This is a genomic window from Methylovirgula ligni (assembly GCF_004135935.1).
Classification (GTDB): Bacteria; Pseudomonadota; Alphaproteobacteria; order Rhizobiales; family Beijerinckiaceae; genus Methylovirgula; species Methylovirgula ligni.
On the sequence record NZ_CP025086.1, the window covers coordinates 3,155,924 to 3,180,202 of the forward strand.

29 protein-coding genes are annotated in these 24,279 nt (G+C 64.2%); 15 read left to right on the plus strand and 14 right to left on the minus strand.

Annotated elements, in window-relative coordinates; translation table 11 throughout:
- Positions 1 to 67 precede the first annotated feature (67 nt).
- Positions 68 to 985: a metallophosphoesterase gene (locus CWB41_RS15270; RefSeq protein ID WP_115836135.1), complete on the plus strand. Its 918-nt coding sequence runs from the start codon at positions 68 to 70 to the stop codon at positions 983 to 985.
- Positions 986 to 1,051: 66 nt separating this feature from the next.
- On the opposite strand, the gene CWB41_RS15275 is transcribed toward CWB41_RS15270, so the two are convergent.
- Complete coding sequence (locus tag CWB41_RS15275; protein WP_115836134.1) at positions 1,052 to 1,666, minus strand: L,D-transpeptidase; 615 nt, start codon at positions 1,664 to 1,666, stop codon at positions 1,052 to 1,054.
- A gap of 224 nt (positions 1,667 to 1,890) precedes the next feature.
- On the opposite strand from CWB41_RS15275, the gene CWB41_RS15280 reads away from it, so the two are divergent.
- Positions 1,891 to 2,847 carry a histone deacetylase family protein gene (locus tag CWB41_RS15280; RefSeq protein WP_115836133.1) on the plus strand — a complete coding sequence of 319 codons (957 nt, stop codon included), beginning with the start codon at positions 1,891 to 1,893 and terminating at the stop codon, positions 2,845 to 2,847.
- Here the strand turns inward: CWB41_RS15280 and ribB are convergent.
- The gene (ribB, locus tag CWB41_RS15285) at positions 2,820 to 3,902 is read right to left on the minus strand and encodes a 3,4-dihydroxy-2-butanone-4-phosphate synthase (RefSeq protein WP_115836132.1); all 1,083 of its coding nucleotides are present in this window, start codon (positions 3,900 to 3,902) and stop codon (positions 2,820 to 2,822) included. The genes CWB41_RS15280 and ribB overlap by 28 nt on opposite strands.
- A gap of 58 nt (positions 3,903 to 3,960) precedes the next feature.
- Here ribB and CWB41_RS15290 point away from each other — a divergent pair, with 58 nt between their 5' ends.
- Positions 3,961 to 4,737, plus strand: coding sequence for a phosphodiester glycosidase family protein (locus CWB41_RS15290; RefSeq protein ID WP_115836131.1), 777 nt, complete (start codon positions 3,961 to 3,963; stop codon positions 4,735 to 4,737).
- Here CWB41_RS15290 and aroC read toward each other — a convergent pair.
- The 5 genes from aroC to CWB41_RS15315 form a co-directional block, all read right to left on the minus strand.
- Positions 4,734 to 5,804 carry a chorismate synthase gene (gene aroC, locus CWB41_RS15295; RefSeq protein WP_115836130.1) on the minus strand — a complete coding sequence of 357 codons (1,071 nt, stop codon included), beginning with the start codon at positions 5,802 to 5,804 and terminating at the stop codon, positions 4,734 to 4,736. The genes CWB41_RS15290 and aroC overlap by 4 nt on opposite strands.
- 18 nt (positions 5,805 to 5,822) lie before the next feature.
- A complete protein-coding gene (gene fabI, locus CWB41_RS15300; protein WP_115836129.1) occupies positions 5,823 to 6,671 on the minus strand; it encodes an enoyl-ACP reductase FabI in 849 nt (282 codons plus the stop codon).
- Between the two features lie 234 nt (positions 6,672 to 6,905).
- Entirely contained in the window at positions 6,906 to 7,877 is a 972-nt protein-coding gene (locus CWB41_RS15305; RefSeq protein WP_115836128.1) for a DnaJ C-terminal domain-containing protein, read from the minus strand.
- 100 nt (positions 7,878 to 7,977) lie between these two features.
- On the minus strand, positions 7,978 to 8,526 hold the full coding sequence (locus tag CWB41_RS15310) for a hypothetical protein (RefSeq protein WP_129396525.1): 549 nt from the start codon (positions 8,524 to 8,526) through the stop codon (positions 7,978 to 7,980).
- Between the two features lie 163 nt (positions 8,527 to 8,689).
- Complete coding sequence (locus CWB41_RS15315; RefSeq protein WP_115836126.1) at positions 8,690 to 9,142, minus strand: RT0821/Lpp0805 family surface protein; 453 nt, start codon at positions 9,140 to 9,142, stop codon at positions 8,690 to 8,692.
- A 74-nt stretch (positions 9,143 to 9,216) separates the two neighbouring features.
- Here CWB41_RS15315 and pdxH point away from each other — a divergent pair, with 74 nt between their 5' ends.
- The 3 genes from pdxH to CWB41_RS15330 are packed head-to-tail and all read left to right on the plus strand — an operon-like array spanning position 9,217 to position 10,848.
- Positions 9,217 to 9,816, plus strand: a complete 600-nt coding sequence (gene pdxH, locus CWB41_RS15320; protein WP_115836125.1) for a pyridoxamine 5'-phosphate oxidase — start codon at positions 9,217 to 9,219, stop codon at positions 9,814 to 9,816.
- Positions 9,813 to 10,277, plus strand: coding sequence for an NUDIX hydrolase (locus CWB41_RS15325; protein ID WP_115836124.1), 465 nt, complete (start codon positions 9,813 to 9,815; stop codon positions 10,275 to 10,277). The genes pdxH and CWB41_RS15325 overlap by 4 nt, the downstream gene beginning before the upstream one ends.
- A 22-nt stretch (positions 10,278 to 10,299) precedes the next feature.
- A complete protein-coding gene (locus CWB41_RS15330) occupies positions 10,300 to 10,848 on the plus strand; it encodes a TIGR02301 family protein (RefSeq protein ID WP_165204402.1) in 549 nt (182 codons plus the stop codon).
- A 6-nt stretch (positions 10,849 to 10,854) separates the two neighbouring features.
- Here CWB41_RS15330 and CWB41_RS15335 read toward each other — a convergent pair whose 3' ends face one another.
- The gene (locus tag CWB41_RS15335) at positions 10,855 to 12,180 is read right to left on the minus strand and encodes a dihydroorotase (protein WP_115836123.1); all 1,326 of its coding nucleotides are present in this window, start codon (positions 12,178 to 12,180) and stop codon (positions 10,855 to 10,857) included.
- Positions 12,181 to 12,278: 98 nt separating this feature from the next.
- Here CWB41_RS15335 and ygfZ point away from each other — a divergent pair, with 98 nt between their 5' ends.
- From ygfZ to CWB41_RS15360, 5 genes are all read left to right on the plus strand, one after another.
- Positions 12,279 to 13,121 carry a CAF17-like 4Fe-4S cluster assembly/insertion protein YgfZ gene (gene ygfZ, locus CWB41_RS15340; RefSeq protein WP_115836122.1) on the plus strand — a complete coding sequence of 281 codons (843 nt, stop codon included), beginning with the start codon at positions 12,279 to 12,281 and terminating at the stop codon, positions 13,119 to 13,121.
- Positions 13,118 to 13,735: a DNA-3-methyladenine glycosylase I gene (locus CWB41_RS15345; protein WP_115836121.1), complete on the plus strand. Its 618-nt coding sequence runs from the start codon at positions 13,118 to 13,120 to the stop codon at positions 13,733 to 13,735. The genes ygfZ and CWB41_RS15345 overlap by 4 nt, the downstream gene beginning before the upstream one ends.
- Position 13,736: 1 nt before the next feature.
- The gene (locus tag CWB41_RS15350; RefSeq protein WP_115836120.1) at positions 13,737 to 14,393 is read left to right on the plus strand and encodes a PLP-dependent aminotransferase family protein; all 657 of its coding nucleotides are present in this window, start codon (positions 13,737 to 13,739) and stop codon (positions 14,391 to 14,393) included.
- Positions 14,394 to 14,521: 128 nt separating this feature from the next.
- A complete protein-coding gene (locus tag CWB41_RS15355) occupies positions 14,522 to 15,034 on the plus strand; it encodes a tyrosine phosphatase family protein (RefSeq protein ID WP_115836119.1) in 513 nt (170 codons plus the stop codon).
- 139 nt (positions 15,035 to 15,173) lie between these two features.
- Positions 15,174 to 15,374, plus strand: coding sequence for an exodeoxyribonuclease VII small subunit (locus CWB41_RS15360; protein WP_181902961.1), 201 nt, complete (start codon positions 15,174 to 15,176; stop codon positions 15,372 to 15,374).
- 1 nt (position 15,375) lies between these two features.
- Here the strand turns inward: CWB41_RS15360 and CWB41_RS15365 are convergent, their stop codons facing one another.
- The 3 genes from CWB41_RS15365 to glyS all read right to left on the minus strand — a co-directional run bounded on the left by CWB41_RS15365 (position 15,376) and on the right by glyS (position 18,976).
- Positions 15,376 to 16,245 (minus strand): ion channel, encoded by an 870-nt coding sequence (locus tag CWB41_RS15365; RefSeq protein WP_115836117.1) that lies wholly within the window; start codon positions 16,243 to 16,245, stop codon positions 15,376 to 15,378.
- Positions 16,246 to 16,351: 106 nt separating this feature from the next.
- Positions 16,352 to 16,570 (minus strand): hypothetical protein, encoded by a 219-nt coding sequence (locus CWB41_RS15370; RefSeq protein WP_129396526.1) that lies wholly within the window; start codon positions 16,568 to 16,570, stop codon positions 16,352 to 16,354.
- A gap of 294 nt (positions 16,571 to 16,864) precedes the next feature.
- Positions 16,865 to 18,976 (minus strand): glycine--tRNA ligase subunit beta, encoded by a 2,112-nt coding sequence (gene glyS / locus CWB41_RS15375; protein ID WP_115836115.1) that lies wholly within the window; start codon positions 18,974 to 18,976, stop codon positions 16,865 to 16,867.
- Positions 18,977 to 19,095: 119 nt separating this feature from the next.
- Here glyS and CWB41_RS15380 point away from each other — a divergent pair, with 119 nt between their 5' ends.
- From CWB41_RS15380 to CWB41_RS15390, 3 genes are all read left to right on the plus strand, one after another.
- Entirely contained in the window at positions 19,096 to 19,482 is a 387-nt protein-coding gene (locus tag CWB41_RS15380; protein ID WP_115836114.1) for a DUF6165 family protein, read from the plus strand.
- A 66-nt stretch (positions 19,483 to 19,548) separates the two neighbouring features.
- The gene (locus CWB41_RS15385; protein WP_115836113.1) at positions 19,549 to 20,352 is read left to right on the plus strand and encodes an NAD kinase; all 804 of its coding nucleotides are present in this window, start codon (positions 19,549 to 19,551) and stop codon (positions 20,350 to 20,352) included.
- The gene (locus CWB41_RS15390; RefSeq protein WP_115836112.1) at positions 20,336 to 20,917 is read left to right on the plus strand and encodes an NUDIX hydrolase; all 582 of its coding nucleotides are present in this window, start codon (positions 20,336 to 20,338) and stop codon (positions 20,915 to 20,917) included. The genes CWB41_RS15385 and CWB41_RS15390 overlap by 17 nt, the downstream gene beginning before the upstream one ends.
- Here the strand turns inward: CWB41_RS15390 and CWB41_RS15395 are convergent.
- On the minus strand, positions 20,914 to 22,212 hold the full coding sequence (locus CWB41_RS15395; RefSeq protein WP_115836111.1) for a DUF2336 domain-containing protein: 1,299 nt from the start codon (positions 22,210 to 22,212) through the stop codon (positions 20,914 to 20,916). The genes CWB41_RS15390 and CWB41_RS15395 overlap by 4 nt on opposite strands.
- A 94-nt stretch (positions 22,213 to 22,306) precedes the next feature.
- On the opposite strand from CWB41_RS15395, the gene CWB41_RS15400 reads away from it, so the two are divergent.
- Positions 22,307 to 22,954, plus strand: a complete 648-nt coding sequence (locus tag CWB41_RS15400) for an aldolase/citrate lyase family protein (protein WP_165204405.1) — start codon at positions 22,307 to 22,309, stop codon at positions 22,952 to 22,954.
- Between the two features lie 6 nt (positions 22,955 to 22,960).
- On the opposite strand, the gene CWB41_RS15405 is transcribed toward CWB41_RS15400, so the two are convergent.
- Together CWB41_RS15405 and CWB41_RS15410 are read right to left on the minus strand one after the other, a co-directional pair.
- Positions 22,961 to 23,569: a flavin reductase family protein gene (locus CWB41_RS15405; RefSeq protein ID WP_115836109.1), complete on the minus strand. Its 609-nt coding sequence runs from the start codon at positions 23,567 to 23,569 to the stop codon at positions 22,961 to 22,963.
- Positions 23,570 to 23,578: 9 nt separating this feature from the next.
- Positions 23,579 to 24,196 (minus strand): nitroreductase family protein, encoded by a 618-nt coding sequence (locus CWB41_RS15410; protein WP_245411220.1) that lies wholly within the window; start codon positions 24,194 to 24,196, stop codon positions 23,579 to 23,581.
- Between the last annotated feature and the right edge of the window lie 83 nt (positions 24,197 to 24,279).

Consider the following 24,279-nt stretch of genomic DNA (forward strand, 5'->3'; position numbering starts at 1 on the left):
CGGCAAATGCCGGGGCGCACGCAGGCTGCAGGTGGGCGCCGGCCTGCCCCCTCGGATCGGTTTCCTGATGGCCCTCTTGACGCGCCGGCATTTCATCCAAGGCGCCAGCGCTTTCACTTTGGCAACGGCCGGCCTCGGAACCTACGCCTGCGCGATCGAGCCGGGCTTTCTTCTCGACATCACGACCTATCGCATCACGCCGCCGCACTGGACCCCCGGTCTGCAGGTCAAGGCGGCGCTGATCGCCGACATCCATGCCTGCGAGCCGCAAATGTCGGCGGCGCGAATCCGGCGCATCGCCGAGGCCACGAACGCGCTCAATCCCGACGTCGTCTTCCTGCTCGGCGATTTCAATGCCGGCCATCGGTTCGTGACCGGCCCGGTCTTCCCCGAACAATGGGCCGAGGCGCTCTCCGTTCTCGATGCGCCGCTCGGCACCTATGCCATTCTCGGCAATCACGACTGGTGGCACGGCGCGCTTGTGCGGATGCGCAGCGACGATGGCGAAAGCGTCCGCCGCGCGTTGCAGCACGCGGATTTCAAGGTTCTGGAGAATGCTGCCGTCCCTCTCGTCAAGGACGGGATGAGCTTCTGGGTCGCGGGACTGGGCGATCAGCTCGCCTATCCGCAAGGACCAAACAGCTTTCAGGGGTTCGACGATCTCAATGGCACCCTGGCGCAAGTGACGGACGGGGCGCCGGTGCTCCTGCTGGCGCACGAGCCTTTCGTCTTCCGCCGCGTGCCCGAGCGCGTCTCGCTCACGCTTTGCGGCCACACCCACGGCGGCCAGGTCAATCTGCCAATCATCACCGAACTGTTCACCGAGTCGCAATTCGGGATGCGGCAGGTCTACGGCCATATTGTCGACGGCAACCGTCACATGATCATCTCGGCGGGACTCGGCACGTCGATCGCGCCCATCCGGCTGTTCCGGCCGCCGGAAATCGTGCTTGTCACGATCGGCGCCGATTCCGCCCTGGCTTAGCAACGCGCCAAAAAAAACGCCCGCATCCGGGGATGCAGGCGTTAAATCTCAGACCTTGATTATTGCTTATTCAACAATGACTTTGGTGCCGACCTTTACGCGGTCGTAGAGGTCGATCGCGTCGATGTTCGACATCCGGATGCAGCCCGAGGACACCGCCTGGCCGATCTGCTCCGGCTCATTGGTGCCGTGGATGCGGTAGAGCGTGTCCTTGTTGCCCTGGAACAGATACATCGCCCGCGAGCCGAGCGGATTACCGGGACCGCCCGGAAGGCCACCGGCATCAGCCGTCGGCTGCAGGTGCGGCCAGCGCTTCAGCATGTCGGACGGCGGCATCCAGTGCGGCCATTCTTCCTTCCGGCCGATGGTGGCCGTACCGGTCCAGCCCGCTGCTTCCGAGCCCGCCGCGATGCCGTAGCGCATCGCCTTGCCGCCCGGCAGGATGTAATAGAGATACATATGCTTGGTATCGACGATCACGGTGCCGGGCTTTTCGCCCGTCGGATCGGCGACCTCATAGCGTTGGAACTGGGAAGGAATGTCGGCTTTCGGCGCAAGCGCAAGGAATTCCTGGTCGCGGCCCGAAAGGCTCGGATCCGGCGTCGCCAGTCCGTCGCCCTCGCACCCGGCCAACAACAATGCGAAAAACGGCAATGCCCAGGTTATCTTGGAAAATCTCATCGCTTATCCCCACGTCTACTGAACGAAATAACGCATCGATGCTGGTCTCGCTACCGTTACGAGCAGATGGAACGCCATGAGAGTGCGAGAAGATGAAAACCTGTGGCGCAAAAGAAACATTTGTGCAGGCTGTGACGCATGCAACGACCGCCGCACGGCATGCTCGGCCTGTCGCACGGCAATGCTAAGGTAAAGGCGAATCGTTTCCGGACGGCTAAGGTTCCGTGGCAACCCTGCTCTTCGATCATCCGGCCGGCCTCGGTCACGATACCGGGCCCTATCATCCCGAATCGCCCGCGCGTCTCGTTGCGATCACGGATGCGCTGGCCGTCGATACATTCCGTGACCTCGACCGGCGGCGCTCGCCGCGTAGCGAGTCCGCGCCGATTCTGCGGGTCCACCCCACGGGCTATGTCGCCGCGCTCGAAGCCGCCGTGCCCGACGAAGGTCTCTCCTACATTGATGACGACACGCCGATCAGCCGCGGCTCATGGGAGGCGATGCTCCATGCCGCTGGCGGCGCCGTCGCCGCGGTCGATTCGGTCATGCGGGGCGAGGCCAGCAATGCCTTTGTGATGACGCGGCCGCCCGGCCATCATGCCAGCCGGACAGTGCCGATGGGCTTTTGCCTCTTCAACAATGCGGCTATCGCCGCACGCCACGCCCAGGCCGCCTATGGTGCCGAGCGGGTCGCGATCGTCGATTTCGACGTCCATCACGGCAACGGCACGCAGGCGATTTTCTGGGCCGATGCCAGCGTGCTCTATTGCTCGACCCATGAGATGCCGCTTTTTCCAGGCACCGGCGCGGCGTCGGAAACCGGCACCTATGGCACGATCGTCAATGCCCCGCTCGCGCCGGCCTCCGACGGTACGATCTTCCGGGAAGCCTGCGAATCCGTCATCCTGCCGCGACTCATCGGCTTCGCGCCGGATGCCATCATCATTTCGGCCGGCTTCGACGCCCATTGGCGCGATCCTCTCGCCAACCTGAACCTGACCGAGATGGATTTTGCCTGGATCACCGCCGAAATCATGGAGGTTGCGGCGCGCAGCAGCGGCGGCCGCATCATCTCGGTTCTTGAAGGCGGCTACGATCTCGAGGGGCTGGGCGCCTCGGCCGCGGCGCATGTCGCCGCGTTGATGGGCCTTTCCTATTTCTCGCCTTCGACTCCCTCATAGGCGATGATCCCGATACCGAAGCCCGACAGGCCGACATAGTTCAAGGGCGAAGACGTCCGCAGCCGGATCGAGGAAATACCGAGATCGCGCAGGATTTGCGCGCCGATGCCGATCTCCCGCCATTCCTTGGTCCGCATGGCCTCCGAGGCCTTTTCATTCACTTCCGAGAGCGCGGGCACGCCGGCGGTGCCGTCGCGCAGCAGGACGAGAACGCCCCGCCCCTCCTTCTTGAAGCGCGCGAACGTCTCGGGAATGAGCGCGCTGCCAGTGACAACATCAGCGATGAGATCGACGCGATGCAGACGCGCGGGCATGTTGCGGCCGTCGCCGATCTCGCCCTGGACAAAGGCAAAATGATGCACCGGATCGAAAGGCGTCTGATAGGCATAGCAGGTCAACGGCCCGCTCGGCCCCTCGACCGGAAAGACCCGGACCCGTTCGACCAGCTTTTCGCGCTCCTGGCGGTAGGCGATGAGCTGGGCGACGGAAATCCGCTTCAACTTGTGCTGATCGGCGAAGGCCTGGATTTGCTTTCCGGCCATGACGCTGCCGTCGTCATTGGCGAGCTCGCAGATGACGCCGACGGCCGGCAAGCCAGCCAGACGGCAAAGATCGACAGCCGCCTCGGTATGGCCCGAGCGCGTCAGCACGCCGCCCTCGCGGGCGATGAGCGGAAAGACGTGGCCGGGGCGCACGAAATCGTCGGCGCCCATATTGCCGTTGGCGAGAGCGCGCACCGTATTGGTCCGCTGCTCACCGGAAATGCCGGTGGTCAGCCCGTGCCGGACATCGACGGATACAGTGAAAGCGGTCCCCAGCGGCGCATCGTTCGTCGCGACCATCGGCTGAAGGTTCAGCCGGCGCGCATCCGCCGCCGTCAGCGGAGCGCAGACGATGCCGCTCGTATGGCGGATGATGAAGCCCATCTTCTCCGGCGTGCAGAGCGAGGCGGCGCAGATCAGGTCGCCTTCGTTCTCGCGGTCGTCATCGTCCGTGACGATTACGATCTCGCCGCGCGCGATGGCCTCGATCGCCTCTGTCACGGTATGATGCATGCTGGAAACTCCGAATCCTGATAAGTTTGGTAGATAGGAAACATTGCGCGGTCGAACAATGCTGCAGAACGCCGGCCCCGGAACGCTGCTGCGCATCGCCCTCGGTGCCTTGGGGCTTTTCATCTCGCTGCCCTCGGCGCGGCCGGCCGAGAAACCGCCCTGTGAAGCGGTCACCGAGGCGGATCGCCAATACACGATTTGCGTCTTCGACGCACGCAAGGACCGGCTGCGGCTATTTCTCGCCAGCGCCGACGGCAAGCCCTATGGCGGTTTTCAAGCCATCGCCGAGGCGGTGAAATCGCAAGGCGATTCGCTCGCCTTCGCGATGAACGCCGGGATGTTCGGGACAGATTTTCGCCCTGTCGGGCTTTATGTCGAGCGCGGCCGTCAGCTCCGCGCCGCCAACACGCGCCGGGGCTCCGGCAATTTCCACATGATGCCGAACGGAATCTTCTATTTCGGCAACGCGGGCGCCGGGATCATGGAGACGGGCCGTTTTCTCAAGGCCGGACTGCATCCCGAATATGCGACCCAATCCGGCCCCATGCTCGTCATCGACGGCGCCCTGCATCCCAAAATCGAGGCCACGGGCACGTCCGAGAAAATCCGCAACGGCGTCGGCGTGCGCGATGGCCATATCGTGATCTTCGCGATCTCGGACGAACCGGTGACCTTCTATCGCTTCGCGACCTTGTTCCGCGACCGACTGCAATGCCCCAACGCGCTGTTTCTCGACGGTTCGGTCTCGAGCCTTTACGCGCCGGACTTCGGCCGTGACGACACGCTGCTGCCGCTCGGCCCCATCGTCGGGGTCGTGGACAAAGCCGAGCGCTAACCGATCTGTCCGCGGTGGCGCAGGAATTGGTCGGCGAGCACGCAGGCGACCATCGCCTCGCCGACCGGCACAGCGCGGATGCCGACGCAGGGATCGTGACGGCCCTTCGTGACGATCTCGGTTTCCGCGCCGAGACGATCGATCGTCTTGCGCGGCGACAATATTGAAGAGGTCGGCTTTACCGCGAAGCGCGCGATTATCGCCTGCCCCGTCGAAATACCGCCGAGAATACCGCCCGCGTGGTTGCTGGAGAAAACCGGCTGGCCGTCATTGCCGATGCGTATTTCGTCGGCGTTCTCTTCTCCCGACAAAGCCGCGGCGGCGAAGCCATCGCCGATCTCGACGCCTTTGACGGCATTGATCGACATCAGCGCCGCTGCAAGCTCCGCGTCGAGCTTGCCATAAATCGGCGCGCCCCAGCCCGCCGGCACATTCTCGGCGACGATCTCGATGACCGCGCCGATGGAGGAACCGGATTTGCGAACGGCGTCGAGCTTAGCCTCGAACTCGCGCGCCTTGTCGGCATCGGGCGAGAAGAAGGCGTTGCGCCGCGTCTCCGCCCAATCCCATTTTGTGCGGTCGATCCAATCGTCGCCGATCGCCACGAGCGCGCCGCGCACGCGGACATTGCCGATGACCTTGCGCGCGATGGCGCCGGCGGCGACGCGGGTCGCTGTCTCGCGCGCCGACGACCGGCCGCCGCCGCGATAATCGCGGATGCCGTATTTCGCCTCATAGGTGAAGTCGGCATGGCCGGGACGGAACTTGTCCTTGATCGCGTCGTAGTCCTTCGAGCGCTGATCCTCGTTCTCGATCAAGAGAGCGATCGGCGTGCCGGTCGTGCGGCCCTCGAAGACGCCGGAAAGAATTTTGACTCTATCGGCTTCCTGGCGCTGCGTGGTGAAGCGTGAGGTGCCGGGGCGCCGCTCATCGAGATAGGTTTGAATGTCCGCTTCGGTCAGCGCAATGCCGGGCGGGCAGCCATCGACCACGCAGCCGATCGCCGGCCCATGACTTTCGCCGAAGGTCGTGACGCGGAACAGATGGCCGAAAGTGTTGTGGGACATGGCGGGAGAGCGCTCGCGCTACTCCCTGATCAACGCCGATATGTCCGGCGCGGCGGGATTCTTCATCCCGACGATGTGATAGCCGGCATCGACATGCAGGATTTCGCCGGTGATGCCGCGCGACAGCGGCGACAGCAGAAACGCGGCGCTCTCGCCCACTTCGTCGATCGTCACCGAGCGGCGCAGCGGCGCATTATATTCGTTCCACTTGAGGATGTAGCGGAAGTCGCCGATGCCCGAGGCCGCAAGAGTCTTGATCGGGCCGGCCGAGATCGCATTGACGCGAATGTTCTTCTGGCCGAGGTCGGCGGCGAGATAGCGCACGGACGCTTCGAGCGCCGCCTTGGCGACGCCCATGACGTTGTAATGCGGCATCCACTTCTCGGCGCCGTAATAGGTGAGCGTCAGCAGCGAGCCGCCGTCCGTCATCAGCTTCTCGGCGCGCTTTGCGATCGCGGTGAAGGAATAGCAGGAGATAAGCAGCGTATTGGTGAAATTCTCCGCCGTCGTCTCGACATAACGGCCAGTGAGCTGGTCCTTGTCGGAAAAGGCGACGCAATGGACGACGAAATCGAGCCTGCCCCAGAGCTTCTCGACTGTCGCGAAGACGGCGTCGATGGAGGATTCGTCGGTGACATCGCAATGGCCGACAACGGCCGCGTTCAGCTCTTCGGCAAGCGGACGCACCCGCTTCTCCAGGGACTCGCCCTGATAGGTGAAAGCGAGTTCTGCGCCCGCGGCGCGCGCGGCCTTGGCGATGCCCCACGCGATCGAGCGATTGTTGGCGGCACCCAGCACGAGGCCGCGCTTACCGGCCAGAATTCCAGGGGCTATCACTTCTGCGGAAAGGCGCTCCGGCTGCGTCATTCTTCGTCCTGAGGCAATGATGTGGGGCTGCCGCCGGCAACGCCGGCTAGGTAGAAGCCTTTAACCCGGTTTATGACGATTGGCCAAGCCCATGTAGCCGCGTATGGCAGTCAAACCCACCTATTCGCGGTGCAGCCTGCGTTATTCGCGACGTTTTGCCCGTTCCCGATCACGCCGGCTTGCGAACGGTTACAAGCGAGGTGCGAACCGTGATCGGATGCGATGGATCGAGACTCAGGCGAGATCCTGCCGCGGATCGTAGGGCCGCTGTTTCTGCCACTTCTCCGCGAGCGCCGTGAGGTCCGGGTCGCTGCCCTCGGGCAGCACGATCCGCAGAGTGACAAGCAGGTCGCCCGGCGTGCCGCTCGGATTGGGCAGGCCCTTGCCGCGCAGCCGCAACGTGCGGCCGCCGTTCGACCCGGCGGGAACGGTGAGTTCCACCTTGCCATCGAGCGTCGGCACATTCACCTTGGCCCCCAGCACGGCCTCGTAGAGAGTCAGCGGCAGATCAAGCCGCAGATCGCGGTTTTCGACGCGGAAATAGGGATGCTTGGCGATCTTCACCGTCACCAGCGCATCACCGGCCTCGCCGCCATAGGGGCTGGCATGGCCCTGCCCCTTGAGGCGGATCGTCTGGCCGTCCTCGATCCCGGCCGGAACCGTGACTTCCAATGTACGGCCGGTCGGCAGAGTGACCCGGTTCTTGCCGCCGTGGACAGCCTCGCGCAGGTTCACGGAAATCTGGGCAGTGACATCCTCGCCGCGCGGCGGGCTCGCCCGCCCCTGCGCGCCCGGACTCGGACCCGCGCCCGCGCCGCCACGCCGCGCCGCGCCGAACAATTCGCTGAAGATGTCGCTCGCGTCGAAGCCGCCGCCGCCAGGTCCGGCGCGGAACTCGTACTGCTCGAAGCCGCCGCCCGGCGCGCGGCGGGAGAAGCCGCCTGGCCCAGCGCCGGCGCCAAAGCCCTCGAAACCCTGGAAGCGCGGCTTGCCCTCGGCATCGATCTCGCCGCGATCGAACTGGCCGCGCTTCGCCTCGTCGCCGAGAATCTCGTAGGCCGAACTCACCTCGGCGAATTTGTCCTTCGCCTTGGGGTCCTTGCTCTGATCGGGATGAAATTTCTTGGCGAGCTTTCGATATGCCTTTTTGATTTCGGCAAGATCGGCCGTCTTCGCCACGCCCAGGACTGTATAAGGATCACGCATTTTCGAGCCCGTTAGAGCGCCCGCCCGGCATTGGCGCGAGCGCAATGTCTCAGCGCCAACTTGGGGGTTTCAGGCGCTGGACGCAAGACTTAGAGCGGTTTCAGGCGGCCTCGCGGCTGAGCCGTACGCCATCCGAAAACCCGGCCCCGACCGCCAGCCGGCCGGCGGCGAGCAGACCCGCGAAGGTCACCGCGTTGATGGCCAGAACCCGCAGGACGATGGCCGGCTCGTAGGGATAAAGCCCGCCATGCGTCGCCAGCGACAGCAGGAAGAGGCCGCCCTCGTAAGCCGTGAAGGCCGCGACGAAGGCCAGCGCATAGAGCGCCGCCTGTGGCAGGGCCGGGCCGCGCGCCTCAATGAAATCCGCAGCGAAAACCGCCAGAACACCGACGAGCAGGAAGGCGCCGCCCCAAGCGATCGTCACCGGATCATGTGGATAGTGCAAAAGCCCAAAGCCGACAGCCTGATTGGCCGCAACCACCACAACGACAAGCGCGAGCGCGGTGCCCCGGCCCAGGGTCAACGTGCCGAGCGCCGCCAGAGCCGCCAGCGGCACGGCGCAAGCGAAGCCGAGGCTGGTGCCGATGCCCGCAACGAGCAGCGTGGCGAACCAGAGCGGACGCGTGAGCACCGACATCGATTTTTGCATTTTCACTTCCCCGGCAGCAGGACTCGCCCTGCTGTCAATCCTGATAACAGCCTTTGCGCCGCGAGAAAATGCGACGCTATCTCGCTGGCAACGCCAAAGCCGCCGGTATCGAAGACACGAGAAGAAATTTCTGCGGGCACTATTGAAGGCCCGAATCGCCAGGTCAGCTCTTGCTGACCGGCCGCACGTCGGTGACTTGCCAATCGCCGGGCTTGCCGGCGCAGGCCGTGCCCTGCAGGGAATCGTCAACTTCGTTTCTGTCGACGGCCGCGGCAAAGCTGCGGCAGGTGCCCGAAGCTGTCGTATAGGCGGCGCCGACAGGCTGGAACGAGCCCTTTGCCCCCGAATCAGGGTTGGTCCAGGCGACGGAGATTTTGTCGTCGCCCGCGCCAAGCGCCTGGGCGAGCGCGGCTTTAGCGCGGCGCCAATCCTCACCGACAAGGCCGTCGAATTGCGACTTCGCGATCGCACCGGTGCTGTCATCGTCGCCGAGCAGCGAGCCCATAGGCATCGACATCGAGCAGCCGCCCAAAGCGGTGCCGGCGGCCAGCGCCAAGCCCAGCAAGGGCAGCGCATAAGCCCTCGTCAGACCGCCCCTGGTTCCACTATAAGGCATCCAGCACACCCCCTCCGGCGGATAACCGAACTCATCATCAACGACGCGAGAAGTCTAGGGCGAATGAATTAATCGTGCGTGACTTTACCGAAGCTGAAGACCCTTTCGCGCTCTTTTCCACCTGGCTTGCCGAGGCCGAAAAGACCGAGCCAAACGACCCGAATGCGATGGCGCTCGCCACGGCGGATGGCGATGGCCTGCCCGATGTGCGCATGGTGCTGCTCAAAGGTTTCGACCCTGGCGGCTTTGTTTTCTATAGTAATTCTGAAAGCGCCAAGGGCCGCGAACTCGCCGCCAACATGAAAGCGGCGGCGCTGTTCCATTGGAAATCGCTGCGTCGCCAGGTGCGCCTGCGCGGACCTGTCGAAAAAGTTAGCGACAGCGAAGCCGACGCTTATTTTTCCAACCGGGCGTTGCAGAGCCGCATCGGTGCCTGGGCCAGCCGGCAATCGCGCCCGCTCGAGAGCCGCTTCGCGCTCGAGACAGCAGTTGCGAAATATGCCGCCAAATTCGCACTCACGTCGGTGCCGCGGCCGGCCTATTGGATCGGCTACCGGATTCAGCCGCTCGCGATCGAATTCTGGTCGGACGGCGCCTTCCGGCTGCATGACCGGATCGCCTTTACCCGCGCCGCGCTCACGGACGGCTGGCAGAAGCAGCGGCTTTATCCATGACGTTGCGTGCCGCGCCCCAACGCTTCGACACGGCCAATCCGCATGTCGGCGTCAGCATCGCCGTCTTCCGCGAAGGACGGGTTCTGCTCACGACGCGCACGCAGCCGCCCTACGTCGGCATGTTCACCTTGCCGGGCGGCCACATCGAATCAGGCGAAACCGCCTCCTATGCCGCGCTTCGCGAATTGCAGGAGGAAACCGGCGTCAAGGCCAAGCTCGTCGGCTTCAACCAATATGTCGAAACGGTCACGCCGCCGAACGCGAGCGGCATCAGCCGCCATTTCATCATCCTCTCCTTCGTCGGCATCTGGACGTCGGGCGACGGCTCGCCCGGCCCCGAGGCTGGCGAAATTCTGTGGGCCGATCCGAAGCAGATCGCCCTATTAAAGACATCGCCCTATCTCATCGAAGTCGTTACGAACGCGCAGAAAGTGTTAGCTCGCAAAACCTTGCCGGACTGATCCTGTGGTCAAACGAAAGGTCGTGATCCTTCTCTGCGCGATCTGCGCCGCCGCTCCGTCAACGGCGCAGGCGCAAGGGTTTTTCGGCAACCTCTTCGGGCCGCCGCCGCAATATCGGCCGCAAGAATTCGAGCCACAGCGCCCGCGCATCGTGCCGCATCACCCGCACCCGCATCCGCACCCCCCGCACCCCCTTGCCAATCTGCCCAAGCCCGGCGCGCCGGGCGCCAAGCCCGCTACGCCGGCGGCAATTCCCGACGAGCCGCCACCGCCCTACGAGCCGCAGCTTCTGCGCCTCTCGGAATTGCTTGGCGCGCTGACCTATCTGCAAAATCTTTGCGGCGGCCAGAATGGGCAGATCTGGCGCGACAAGATGACGGCACTCATGGACGCCGAGACACAGAATCCGCTGCGCCGCTCGCGGCTCGCGGGTGCCTACAATCGCGGCTTCAACGGCTATGAACTGAATTACCGCGAATGCACGCCGAATGCGCAGACGATCATCACCCGCTTCCTCGATGAATCCGGCAAGATCGCCCGCGATGTCGCGCATCGCTACGGAACATCGTAGAGGCGATTACAGGCCGCCGGTAAACCGCACCGCCTCGCCCTGCCCCGGCGTCACGAGTTCGCCCTGCCACATCACGCGCTGGCCGCGCACGACGGTGCCGACCGGCCAGCCGGTCACTGTCACGCCATCGTAAGGCGTCCAGCCGCTGCGCGAGGCGCTCCAGGCGTCGGTAATCGTCTCGCGGCGCTTGAGATCGACAAGCGTGAAATCGGCGTCATAGCCGACGGCGACACGCCCCTTGCCGGCGATGCCGAAGAGCCGCGCCGGCCCGGCACTCGTCATGTCAACGAAGCGTTCGAGCGAAAGCCGCCCGGCGTTCACATGATCGAGCATGATCGGCACAAGCGTCTGCACGCCGGTCATGCCCGAGGGACTTTGCGGATAGGGCTTGGCCTTTTCCTCCAACGTATGCGGCGCGTGATCCGAGCCGAGAATGTCCGCGATGCCTTGATGCAATCCATACCAGATGCGATCGCGATGACGCGGCGCACGGATCGGCGGATTCATCTGCAAGCGCGTCCCGAGCCGCGCATAATCGTCAGCGCTCAAGGTCAGATGCTGCGGCGTCACCTCGACACTGGCGATGTCCTTATGCTGCGCCAGAAAGTCGATCTCTTCCGCCGTCGAGACATGCAGCACATGGATCGCCGCATGTTGCGCGCGGGCGATGCGGACGAGCCGCTGTGTGGAACCGAGCGCCGCCTGTTCGTCGCGCCAGATGGGATGCGAGGACGGATCGCCCGCGACCCGCAGCCCCTTGCGCTCTTCGAGCCGATATTCGTCCTCGGAATGGAAAGCCGCGCGGCGTCGCGTCTGGCCCAGAATCGCCGCGACGCCTTCATCATCGGCGACCAGCAGCGAGCCGGTGGACGAGCCCATGAAGACCTTGATGCCCGCCGCGCCCGGCAGCCGCTCCAGCTCGGGAATCTGCTTCACATTCTCATGCGTGCCGCCGACCCAGAAGGCGAAATCGCAATGCATCCGGTGATGCGCGCGGCGCACCTTGTCCTCGAGTTCGGCGGCGCCGGTCGTCAGCGGATTGGTGTTGGGCATTTCGAAGACGGCAGTGACGCCGCCGAGAGCCGCGGCGCGGGAGCCCGTCTCCAAATCCTCTTTATGCGTCGCGCCCGGCTCGCGGAAATGCACTTGTGTGTCGATCACGCCCGGCAGGATGTGCAGGCCCTTCGCGTCCAGAATCTCGCCGGCCGAGGCCTGCGAGAGATCGCCGATCTCCGCGATCCGGCCGCCGCTGACGCCGACATCGCGCTGGCCGATCCCGTCCTGATTGACCAGAGTGCCGCCCTTGAGGATGAGATCGAACGTGCGGGCCATGGCTCCCTCGGCGGACGGACGGCGGAATTGCGCGGCTTGCGTCTCTCTCCGGGCCGATTAAATACGAATGGGCCGCAACGCAAGCTGGAACCAATTTCATGGACAAGGGCGCAAGCATTCTTGCCGACCGCGGCATCGTCAAAATTTCGGGCGCGGAGACACTCGACTTCCTGCACCGGCTCGTCACCAACAGCCTGCTCGATCTCAAACCGGGCGAGGCCCGCTACGCCGCTTTGCTCTCCGGCCAGGGCAAGCTGCTCTACGATTTCTTCGTCACGCCACTCCCGGAAGGCCCGCAAGCGGGCTGCCTGCTCGATTGTCTGCGCGAGCAGATTCCGGACCTCGTCAAAAAGCTCAATCTGCACAAGCTCCGTGCGCCCGTGACGATCGAGGATGCGAGCGAAAGCCTGGCCGTGGCCGCAGTCTGGGGCATTCCGGTCCCCGCTGACTTTTCAGGGATCGCTTTCGCCGATCCCCGCGCCGAGGCGCTCGGCACCCGGCTGATCGCGCCGCCCGAAGCGCTCGCCTTCGCGACGACGCCCCAGATCTACTATGAAGAGCATCGCACCGCGCTCGGCGTGCCGAAAGGCGGAATCGACTTCGCCTATGGCGATACATTCGTTCATGACGCCGATCTCGACTGGCTGAACGGCGTCGATTTCAAAAAGGGCTGCTACCCCGGCCAGGAGGTCGTCGCCCGCGTGCATTTCCGCAAATCGGCGCGCAAGCGTATTTTGAAAGTGCGCTTCGACGGGCCGCCGCCCGCCCCGGGCGCCGAGGTGAAGATGGGCGACATCAATATCGGCCGTATCGGCTCCGTCGCCGGAGCGACCGGGCTCGCCATGTTGCGGCTCGACCGGATCGAGGATGCCAAGGCCGCGGGCACGCCGCTTATCGCCGGCACGGCCGCGCTCGATGTCACGCCGGCGCCGCCGCAATGACGCACGAGCACCCGCACTCCGATGGAAAGACGCGCTGCCGCTGGGCCGGCAGCGACGCGCTCTATCTCGCCTACCATGACGAGGAATGGGGCGTGCCGGAATTCGACGACCGGGCGCTGTTCGAGAAATTCGTCCTCGACGGGTTTCAGGCCGGGCTTTCGTGGATCACCATCCTGCGCAAACGCGAGAATTTCCGCAAAGCCTTCGACCATTTCGAGCCGGCGAAGATCGCGCGCTACAAGCCGGCGAAACTCGCCGCGCTGATGCAGAATGAAGGCATCATCCGCAACCGCGCCAAGATCGAAGGCGCAGTCGCCTCGGCGCAAGCCTATCTCGCGCTGCAGGAGGGTGACGGTTTCAGCCATTACCTGTGGAATTTCGTCGATGGCGCGCCGATCCAGAACACGTTCCGCGGCCATGAGCAGATTCCCACTGAAACGCCGCTTTCGCTCAAAATCTCCAAGGACCTGAAGCAGCGCGGCTTCAAATTCTGCGGCCCGACCATCGTCTATGCGTTCATGCAGGCGGTCGGCATGGTCAACGACCATGTCGTGCCCTGCTGGCGGCACGAAGCCTGCGCCGTGCTCAGCGCGCACCCGGGCAAGGGCCGCTGACATGGCCGCGGCGCGCGCCTGGGTCCGCCTGCTCTCGGGCAAGCGGCTTGATCTCCTCAATCCGACACCCTTCGATTGGGAGGACGAGGATCTCGCCGTCGGCCTCGCCCGCACTTATCGCTGGGGCGGACATTCGGCGTGGCCGCTACCGCTCTCGGTGGCGCAGCATTCGCTCTTCGTGCTGCAATTGCGCCGGCTCCGCTCGCCCGAATTGAAAGACGCCCGCGCGGACCTGCGCGAATTGCTCCACGATGCCGATGAGGGCCTCCTCGGCTTCGATTCGATCTCGCCGCTCAAGCCCTTCCTCGGCGAAGCTTATCACCAACTCGTCGAACGTCTGCAAAATGCCATCTGCGTGCGTTATGGACTGCCGGCCTGGACGGTGAAGGAAAAGCGCATCCACAAGGAAGCCGATCGCGTCGCGGCGGCCACCGAAGCGGTGCGCGTCGTCGGCTGGACCGAGGAGGAAGTGCAACGCGTGCTGCGCATTCCCTACGAGCCGCTGACCAAGGACCCGTTGCTGCCGCTCTACGGTGGCACGGCTTTTGAGCCCTGGCCGCCGCAGGTGGCGGCGGAGCGCTTTCTGGCCGAATTGCGCGCGCTGATCCAGACAAGCTCTCAACCGGGCCGGAAGAAACACGAGAAATCATTGACTTAGATCGCCTTGGCCATCTGTGATCGCAGCGCGGCATGATGCCCTCGCCGCAAAGGCAATGGCGTGATTAGAATAGCCGGACCGGCCGTGATTCCTGCACCGCCGGGGAGTTCAGTAAGGGGAGCCGCCGGGTGCCGCGCATTCACGTCTGCTCGCTTTTTCAGATTGCCGATGTGACGGCGGCGACCGGCGCCAGATCGCTCATCACCGTCATCAATCAAGGCATTTATGTCGATCGGCCGCCAGCCATCGCGCCCGAACGGCATTTACAGGTCGCGATTTCCGACGTCTGCGAGGAAACGGAGGGACATATTCTGGCCGACAGCGGACATATCCAGAGCCTGATCGATTTCGTTCGCGCCTGGGACCAGGCCGAGCCGCTCGTGATCCATTGTTTCGCCGGCGTCAGCCGTTCGACGGCGGGCGCCTTCATCGCCGCCTGCACGCTGAACCCGCAGGTCAATGAAGCGGAGATCGCGCGACGGATGCGGCGCGCCTCCCCCACCGCGACGCCGAACATCCATCTCGTAAGCCTTGCCGACCAGGCCCTTGGCCGTGATGGCCGCATGATCACGGCGATCCGGGAAATCGGCCGCGGCGCCGAGTGCTTCGAAGCTGAGCCTTTCGCGCTGGAGCTTTATTGATGCGACAAGCCTCGGACGCCGCGCGACGTCAAACATGATAAATGCGCAAACGTGATATAAGCCCGCAGCCAACGAATAACGGACCCGCCTCTTGACCGAGACCAACGACGATATCGCTACCCTTTCCTTCGAAAGCGCGATGAAGCAGCTCGAATCGATTGTCGACCGGCTCGAGAAGGGCAATGTCGAGCTTGAGGAATCGATCGCGATCTATGCGCGCGGCGAGGCGTTGAAGGCGCGGTGCGAAGCCCTGCTCAAGAGCGCCGAACAGAGAATCCAGAAGATCACCCTCGGCGCCGATGGCACGCCGACCGGCACCACGCCGCTCGACGTGGACTAGATCAGTCCGTCTCCTCCGGGGCGTTTTCGTTTTCCGTCCAACCAATCCGCGACAAATCGGCGATCGTGCGGCCTTGATCGTCGATAGCGACGGCGTCGGCATAGCGCTGGCCGAACAATATCTCTTCCGGAGCGTAATCCTTGCCGTCGTAGACATGCGCGGAGAGCATCGGATCGCGCGCCTCGATCGATAGAAAGAGCCGCGACACGAATTTCGAGAAGTTTTCCGCGTCGTAATTATAGAGCGGACTCTCGGCGTCGATCGGATGCATCAAGGTCCAGGTCAGTGGAAAGACCGGAATATGCGCACGCGACAATCGCAGGTCGTAGATGCGGCGGAAGAACTGCCCTTCCGTCGTCCATTCGTTGATAAGGGCGGAAAGCTGCGCCTTCGTCTCGGCCATCGCATGGGCGCGGCCGTTGCCGATGCGGATCATCAGCGTGCGCTGGCCGTTGAAATGGCCGACGACGGCGTTTCCCGCGTAGACGATCCGCGCGCGAGGGCGTGAAAAACGCACGAAGACGAGGCCGGTCATGATCGTCATAAACGTCATGCCGGCGAAAATCTCGACGGTCGCGACGATATGGCCGTAGAGAGTCGCCGGCGCCATCACGCCATAGCCGACGGTCGCCAGCGTCTCGAGGCTGAAGAAGAAAGCATCGCTCAGCGAGCCGGGATGAGCATTGGCCACGCTGCCCGGCTGCGCCAGATAGAGCAGCGCGAAGATGAAGTTCAGCGACAGATCGATCGTGAGAAGCGAGATGACGAAACGCGGCCAGCTCATCGCCAGAGCCAGATGATAAGGATCGCGCCAATCGAGCTTGCGCGCCTCGCGGCCCCGAAGCACGAAAGCGCCGCCGCGGAGCGTCATGCCCGAAGGTCTGAGTTTCCTGGCCTTTTCCTCTTTCACCCGAGCGCGATCTCCACCGATTCCGCTTTGGTAGCGGATCGGCGGAGAAAGTCGAGAGGAACCTAAGCTAACGGAATATCAGGCGGATCGGCTCGCAGGCGATTTCAAGATCGCCCGCCTGCGCCTGGCACTCTTCCTCGGCGTAATGCAAAGCTGCGGCCTGGTCGCGGAAAAGGCCGCCGCAGAGTCCGTGGGTTTCGACGACGATCCAATGAGCCTCGGTATCGCGTCCGACGACGAAATGCAGGGAGTTGGGCGCCGCTGCGCGCTGGTCTTCCGATGACATGTTCGGGATCAATGGGCCGCAAGAAAATCGACGGCACGAACGATCATGCAGAAAACGATGACGCAAGCGATCGCGCCGGCAAACAGAACCCTCGGGCCGGATGATGATGTCGGGCGTCAATTCCGCGCGGCGAACACGTGCTCTCGATTTCATCTTCCTCTCCAACGCCGAAACCTCGGCAGCGAACGGAATCTGATGAAGAGAGCATATAGATTCGAGAGGTCTCGAAACGCGGCGATATAAAAGCCGCATAGCCGAAAGCCAGGCGCGGCATATAAGCGCCGGCAAAAATGCCTATCCGGCGATCCTGGAGAAATCGGCAACTTTGTGGACTGCCTCGCGCAAAGCATTGAGCAGCCGCAGCCGGTTCAGCCGCAGCGCCGGATCCTCGGCATTGACCGTCACCTTGTCGAAAAAGGCATCGACTGGTGCGCGCAGATGCGAGAGCGCCCGCATGGCGGCGGCAAAATATTCGCCGCCGATAGCCACACCAGCGCCCGCGACGGCTGCGGTCAGGCCATCGGCCAAAGCGATCTCTTCCGGCAATTCAAGCTTGTCGCGCGCGAAAGGCTCAGAATAGCTTTTTGCCTCAGCCGGTGCCTTCTTCTCCTCGGCGCGGAGAATGTTGGCGGCGCGGCGATAGCCAGCGAGGAGATTCTTGCCATCATCGCCTTCGAGAAAGGCGCCAAGTGCATCGACCCGGCGGACAACGAGCAGCAGGTCATCCTGGCCGGGCAATGCGAACACAGCATCGATAAGATCATGCCGCGCGCCCTTGTCGCGCAGATAGACCTTCAGCCGGTCGGCGAAGAAACCAAGCACCTGTTGCGGAAGATCGTCCGGCACGCCTTTGAGGCCCGCATAGCCGGTGCGCGCGGCCTGCACCGCCGCCACGAGCCGCAAACGCAGATCGTTTTCGAGGATGAGCCTGATGATGCCCAGCGCCGCACGACGCAGCGCATAGGGGTCCTTGCTGCCGGTCGGCTTTTCGTCGATGGCGAAGAAGCCCACGAGCGTATCGAGCTTGTCGGCCAAAGCCACGGCGACCGAAACCGGCGCAACCGGGATCGAGTCCGAAGGCCCTTGCGGGCGGTAATGTTCGCCGATGGCGGCGGCGACCTCGGCCGGCTCGCCATGCGCGCGGGCGTAATATTGCCCCATCAAGCCCTGAAGCTCAGGAAACTCGCCGACCATTTCGGTGACGAGATCGGCCTTGGCGAGTTTTGCCGCCCGTGCTGCGTGTTCAGGATCGGCGCCGACCTGCGGCGCCAGCCAGCGAGCGAGCTCGATCAGGCGCGCGACCCGCGCGGCCTGCGTCCCGAGCTTGGCGTGAAAGACGATATTTTCTAACTTTGGCAGCCGATCTTCAAGTTTCACTTGAAGATCGGTGTCGTAGAAGAACTTGGCATCCGAGAGCCGCGCGCGGACGACGCGGGAATTGCCCGCGACGATGGCCGCGCCGCCGTCCGGCGCCGCGATATTGGCGACCAGCGCGAATTTGCCGGCAAGAGCCCCCGTCCCCGCGCTGCGCAACACGAAGCATTTCTGGTTGGCGCGGATCGTCGCCCGGATCACTTCCGGCGGCAGCGCCAGAAATTCGGGGTCGAAACTGCCGATGAGCACCACCGGCCATTCGACCAGTCCCGCGACCTCATCGAGCAGGCCCGCGTCCTCGACAAGCTCCAGCCCCTGAGCATGGGCCAGATTGCGCGCGTCATAAAGGATGATGTCGCGCCGCCGGGCCGGGTCCAGCACTACCTTCGCCTTTTCGAGCGAGGTCACATAATCGTCGAAGCGGCGCACCCGGATCGCCTCCGGTGCCAAAAAACGATGGCCATAGGTGACATTGCCAGCCGCGATCCCGGCGACTGAAAAATGGACGACCTCCGGCTCTTCCGTCTCCGGCCCGAAAGTGGCAAGGATCGCATGCAGAGGGCGCACCCAGCGGAAGGCATCGGGCTTCACCGAATCGGCGCCCCAGCGCATCGACTTCGGCCACGGGAAATTGGCGAGGATGGGCGGCAGGATTTCCGCCAGCACCGCCTCGGTCGCCTGCCCCGGCCGCGCGATGGTGGCGACATAGAAATCGCCCTTTTTCGGATCGGTTTCGATCTGCGCGTCCGCAACGCTGGCAAGGCCCGCGCTTTTCAGAAAGCCGTTGATCGCCGCCGCCGGTGCATCGGTGCGGGGGCCTTTACGAACCTCCCTGGTGTCGTGCTGACGGGTGGGCAGCCCCTCGATATGCAGCGCGAGGCGGCGCGGCGTTGCGAAACTGCCGGCGGATTCGCCGAAGAGATTGCGTTCGGCCAGGGCGTCGGTGACGAGCTTTTTCAAATCCTGCGCCGCCTGCGCCTGCATGCGGGCGGGAATTTCCTCGGAAAAGAGCTCAAGCAGAAAATCGGGCATGGGTTTCACAATGGCCGGGGGCGCGAGGCGCTTCTATAGGCGGGCGGCCGGCATTTCAATGTATTGCCGCGCGCCGCCCGAATGTTTAAGACCGGCACCTAGCTAACAAGGGGGCCGCCATGCCCATTCTCGTCGAGATCGCCGCCGGCGAACTCATCGACAAGATGACCATTCTCGAGATCAAGCTCGATCGGATCGGCGAGGCTGGAAAGCGCGCCAACGTCCGCCGCGAATACGAGCAATTGAGCGCGGTCTTCCAGACACATGTGCCGCCGAGCGACAGACTCGCCGAACTCACCGCCGCCCTGAAGGACGCCAATCAGGAACTCTGGCATATCGAGGACGATATCCGCGAACGTGAACGAATCAAGGATTTCGGCCCGGAATTCATCGCCCTCGCCCGCTCGGTCTATCAGACCAACGACCGCCGGGCGGCACTGAAACGCGAGATCAATACCCTCCTGTTAAGCCCGATCGTCGAAGAAAAAAGCTATGCCGCCTATTGAGCCGGGCGCCGCTTTCGGCGGTGTCCCTCAAGCCCAGCCTTGCGAACGGCGATGGATCGAGACCCGATGACGAGCGAGAAGAACCCGCAGGTGAAGCGCCTCGCCTTCCTCAGCGCCGCGACGCCCGAGGCCGAGGCCGCGCGCGTCCGCCTCGTCCAGCTCTACGGCGACGGCGATCCGACGGCGGCGGATGTCATTGTCGCGCTCGGCGGCGACGGGCTGATGCTCCAGACGCTGCACCGCTTCATGCGCACCGGCAAGCCGATCTACGGCATGAACCGTGGCTCGGTCGGCTTTCTGATGAACGAATACCGCGAAGAAAACCTGCTTCAGCGCCTGGAGGATGCCGAATCCTCGGTGGTGCATCCGCTGGCGATGATCGCCACGGATGTTCGCGGCAAGGTCGCGACCGCGATGGCGGTCAACGAGGTTTCGGTGCTGCGGCAATCCTATCAGGCGGCAAAAATCCGCATCTCGATCGACGGCAAGGAACGGCTCGCCGAGCTTGTGGCCGACGGCGTGCTGTTGGCGACGCCCGCCGGCTCCTCCGCCTATAATCTCTCAGTCGACGGGCCGATCCTGCCGCTCAATTCGCCGCTGATGGCACTGACGCCCATTTCCGCCTTCCGCCCCCGGCGCTGGCGCGGCGCGCTTCTGCCCGACACGGCGCAAGTCACGCTGGACGTGCTGGAGGCCGAGAAGCGCCCGGTCGCGGCCGTCGCCGACCATTTCGAATTCCGCGACGTCGTGAAAGTCGAAATCGCCATGGATCATGCGACGAACCTCGTCATTCTGCATGATCCCGGCCATTCGCTGGACGAGCGGATTCTGCGCGAACAATTCGGCTTTGAAGATGAACGACGCCATTAAGATCCTTCGGCGCGAGATCGTCTCGCGCGGCTTCGGCCTGCTCGAACGTGTCACCTTCTGGCGGCGCAAGTTCAACGGCGCGCCGCGGGAGTTCACGCGCGAATTCTATGACAGCGGGCCGGGCGCCACGATCCTGCTCTACGATCCGGAGCGCAGGCGCATTGTCCTCGTGCGGCAGTTTCGCCCGGCCGCCTATCTCGTCGAGGGGCGCGACAGCCTGATCGAGACCTGCGCCGGCAAGCTCGAGGGCGCGGCGGCGGCCGACCGCATCGTCACCGAAGTTCTGGAAGAGACGGGCTTCAAGATCGAAAGGCCGACCTATCTCTTTTCCGCCTTCATGAGCCCCGGCGTCTATGCGGAGAAGATCAGCTTCTTCACCGCGCCCTACACGCCGCAGGATCGGGTCGCGGATGGCGGCGGACTCGACGACGAAAACGAGGACATCGAAATCCTCGAGCCGACGCTCGAGGAGGCGCTCGACATGATCACGCGCGGCGAGATCGAGGACGCCAAGACGATCCTGCTCATCCATTACGCCGTGCTGCACCGGCTGCTGGAGCGCTAGGCCGCTGCCAGTTCGGCCTCGATAGCGGCGAGATCGATGGTAATCCCGGCCGGGGCGGCTTCGGCCACTTCCTCATCGCTGAGCCGCAGCGGCGGTTCTTCCGGCAAAGGGAGAGCCGGTATTTCCTCGCTCGCGACGAGGCGTTCGACGCCTTCCATCCTGTCGGGCAGCGCCGCCGAGAATTGCCGGGCCTCATCGCGCGCGGCCTCGGCCGCGAAGCGCCGCAGAACCGCGAGCAGCGAGTCGAGTTCGCCGGTATTTTCGGCCTTGCAAGCGGTCAGCACGCGCTCGACCCGCTGGCGCGACAGGCTCGCGCCGGAGGTGTCGCCGACTTCGCCGTTGCTCAAGGCTTCGATCGCGGCCCGAAATGCCGGCAATAGCGCGTCCGGCAGGCCGGCCCGGCGATAAAGTGCGGCAAACCCCGAGCCGCGCCAGTCGCGGGTCAGGCCCTTCACGCGCAGCGGCGGCAGGCCGGACAGTTCCGTCAGCGCGGCTTCGAGAAGGCTCGCATTGCCGCTGAGCAGAGCGCGCAGGAGAAGGCTCGCGGTCAACTGGCCACAGGCGCGCAAATGCGCGATCAGCGCCGCCGCGCCATTCTCGCCCTCCTCGCTCGTCGCGGCGATGATCACTCGTGCTTGTTCGCAGGCATCGCGCGTCACGCGCTGCGCCCGCTCGCCGGACATCCATTCGCGTTCGATGACGAAGGCGCGAAGCGCGTCGGCCATCGCGGCGACGAGGTCGGCCCGTAGCGCCGTCGGCAAGCCGGGCCGCATGAGAAGGGCTTCACGCATCTCGCCATCGGCACCAAACCGCTCGACCATTCGGCGCAGGGAAAATTCCGGCACCTCGGCGCCGGGATTGATGGCGAGTGAGATCAGCGCCTCGCGGGCCCCGACTTCGGCCAGCGCAGCGGCCACCGCCGGCGAAACATTCGGGCGCAAGGCGATGGCAGATTGCGCAATGGCATCGCCGATCGCGGCGCAGTCGATGAGATCGGAATCCGAGAGGACGGGCGAACGGCCGAGAATGATCGAGGAAACATCCGACTGGTCGTCGGCGAGGCCGAGCACGAGATGATGCGGCGCATTCGGCGCGCTGGCAAAGACCTCGGCGAGCGCCCGGCGTACCAGCGGCGAAGGATCGTCGAGGAGCCCTGTGAGGGCGAGTTCGGCTTCCTCGTGCTCGGCGGGATCGAGATCGGTGATGAGATAAACCCGGGCCAGGGCCGCGGCTGCTTCCGCCCGCTGTGCCGCGCCGGCGGTCCGCGCCCAATGCATGAATCGACGCACAATCATTGTATCTTCCTGCCGCGCCGCCCCGAAGCATCGGCGTCTTAAGCTCCTGTTCACCATCCGCGATCATGGTAAACGTACCCTTAAGGCAGTGCTCATGCTCGTTCATCTTTCGGTTCCGGCCTCCGGGACGCCCGAGACGGCGCTGAAGCATCGCGCCGATGCGCTTTGGCTCGACGGGGACCCGGCTGCAGCAGCGGAATTTGTTCGCGCCGCACGGCGCGTCGGGGCGGGACTAAGGCTCTACGTCCGTGTAAGCGGCCTCGACGGCCCGATCGAGGCAGAACTCGACGCGCTTATGCCTGCGGCGCCGGACGGGATCGTGTTGCCGGCACGGGGCGGCGCCGATGTTCAGCATCTCGGCGTCAAGCTCGCGGTCCGGGAGGCGGAACTCGGTATCGCGGACAGAGCGATGCGGATCATCGCGCTTGCCGGCGCCACACCCGGCGCGATTTTCCAATTGCCGAGCTTCGCCGGTGCCAGCGCGAGGCTTGTGGCGCTCGCCTTCGACGCAAGCGCGCTCGCGGCATCTCTCGGCACGAATGATGACGCGCCCGGCGCGCCTCTAACTCTCGCCCGCAATCTCACCTTGTTCGCGGCCAAAGCCGCCGGGGTTTCGGCCCTCCTCGTGGAAAACGGCGCGATGGATTTGACGATATTCAGTCAACAGGCGAAGCAGGCGGCTTTCGACGGGATCGTCACGGCACGGGCGGACGCCATCGCCGCGATACGCGCCGCACGCTGACGCTCTTCAAATCCTCGGCGGCCGCAGCATCTCGAACAAATGATCGGCGACGGCATAGTCCATGTAGCCGCACCGCGCGAGCGGCCGCATGGCCGCCGCATCGACCCGCCCATCCCTGATGAAGGCATCGTCGATATAGACGCCGACGACCTGACCGAAGATGAGGATGTTGCCCGTCAGCCCGCCGTCCATGTCCTGCAAGGACAGGATATTGACGACCTTGCATTCCAACGCGGCGGGACTCAGCGCGACACGTGGCGGCGCGACGAAACGCGACGGCGCCGGCTCGAGGCCGGCGAAGGCGAACTCGCTCTCGCCGCGTGGCAGGTTCGCCGCCGTCAGGTTCATCTTTTCGTGCAGATCATAGGTCGCCATGTTCCAGACGAATTCGCGCGTCTCGCTCGCGAAAGTCGCGGAATCCTTCCAGCCCGACGAGGACAGCATAAGGATCGGCGGCTTTTCCGCGACCGCGTTGAAGAAGGAATAGGGCGCGAGATTGATCGCGCCGCTTTTGCTTTTGGTCGAGACCCAGCCAATCGGCCGCGGCGCGATCAGCGCCTTGAACGGATCATGCGGCAGCAAGCTCTTGTCGCGATGTTCCGGTGCGTAAAACATTCGGCCCCATCAGATTCCGAATTGGGTCACGATCTCGGAAAATTGCGGGCGCACGCGATCCTCGCGCGGACCGGCATTGTGACCGATGTGAATGAAGCCCGCGATCTTTTCATGCTCCGCAAGACCGAAACGCGCCAACACTGTGCGGTCGTAGGCAAACCATTCGGTGAGCCAGATGCTGGCGAAGCCAAGCGCGTTGGCGGCGATCTCCAGATTGAAGCAGACGGCGCCGGCGCACAGCACCTGCTCCCATTCCGGAACTTTGACATGCGACGCCACGCGGGAAACCACAGCGACCACCAGCGGCGCCTGCGCGAGGCGCTTGCGCTCCTTGGCGAGATCGGCGGCGCTCGCCTCGGGATGCGCGGCCGCGAAGACTTCGGCGATGATTTCGCCCGCCTTGTCGCGCCCCGGACCCTCGAAAACGATGAAGCGAAAGGGGACAAGCTTGCCGTGGTCCGGCACCCGCGCGGCGAGCGTCAGCAGAAGTTCGCGCTCTTCCGCCGTCGGGCCCTGTCCGGCGAGCGCCACCGGCGGCGCGGAACGGCGTGTGCGCAGAAGTTCGATCGTCGCATTGCTCAAGTTCATCGCCTCCAATTCCTGAATATCGTGTAGGCTCAATGGCATGGAATATTCCAAGCCGCACGTGTTTTCGGCCCCTTCCCAGATACCGAGCCATCACAAAGCCGAATTTTACGGCAAAAAGCCGC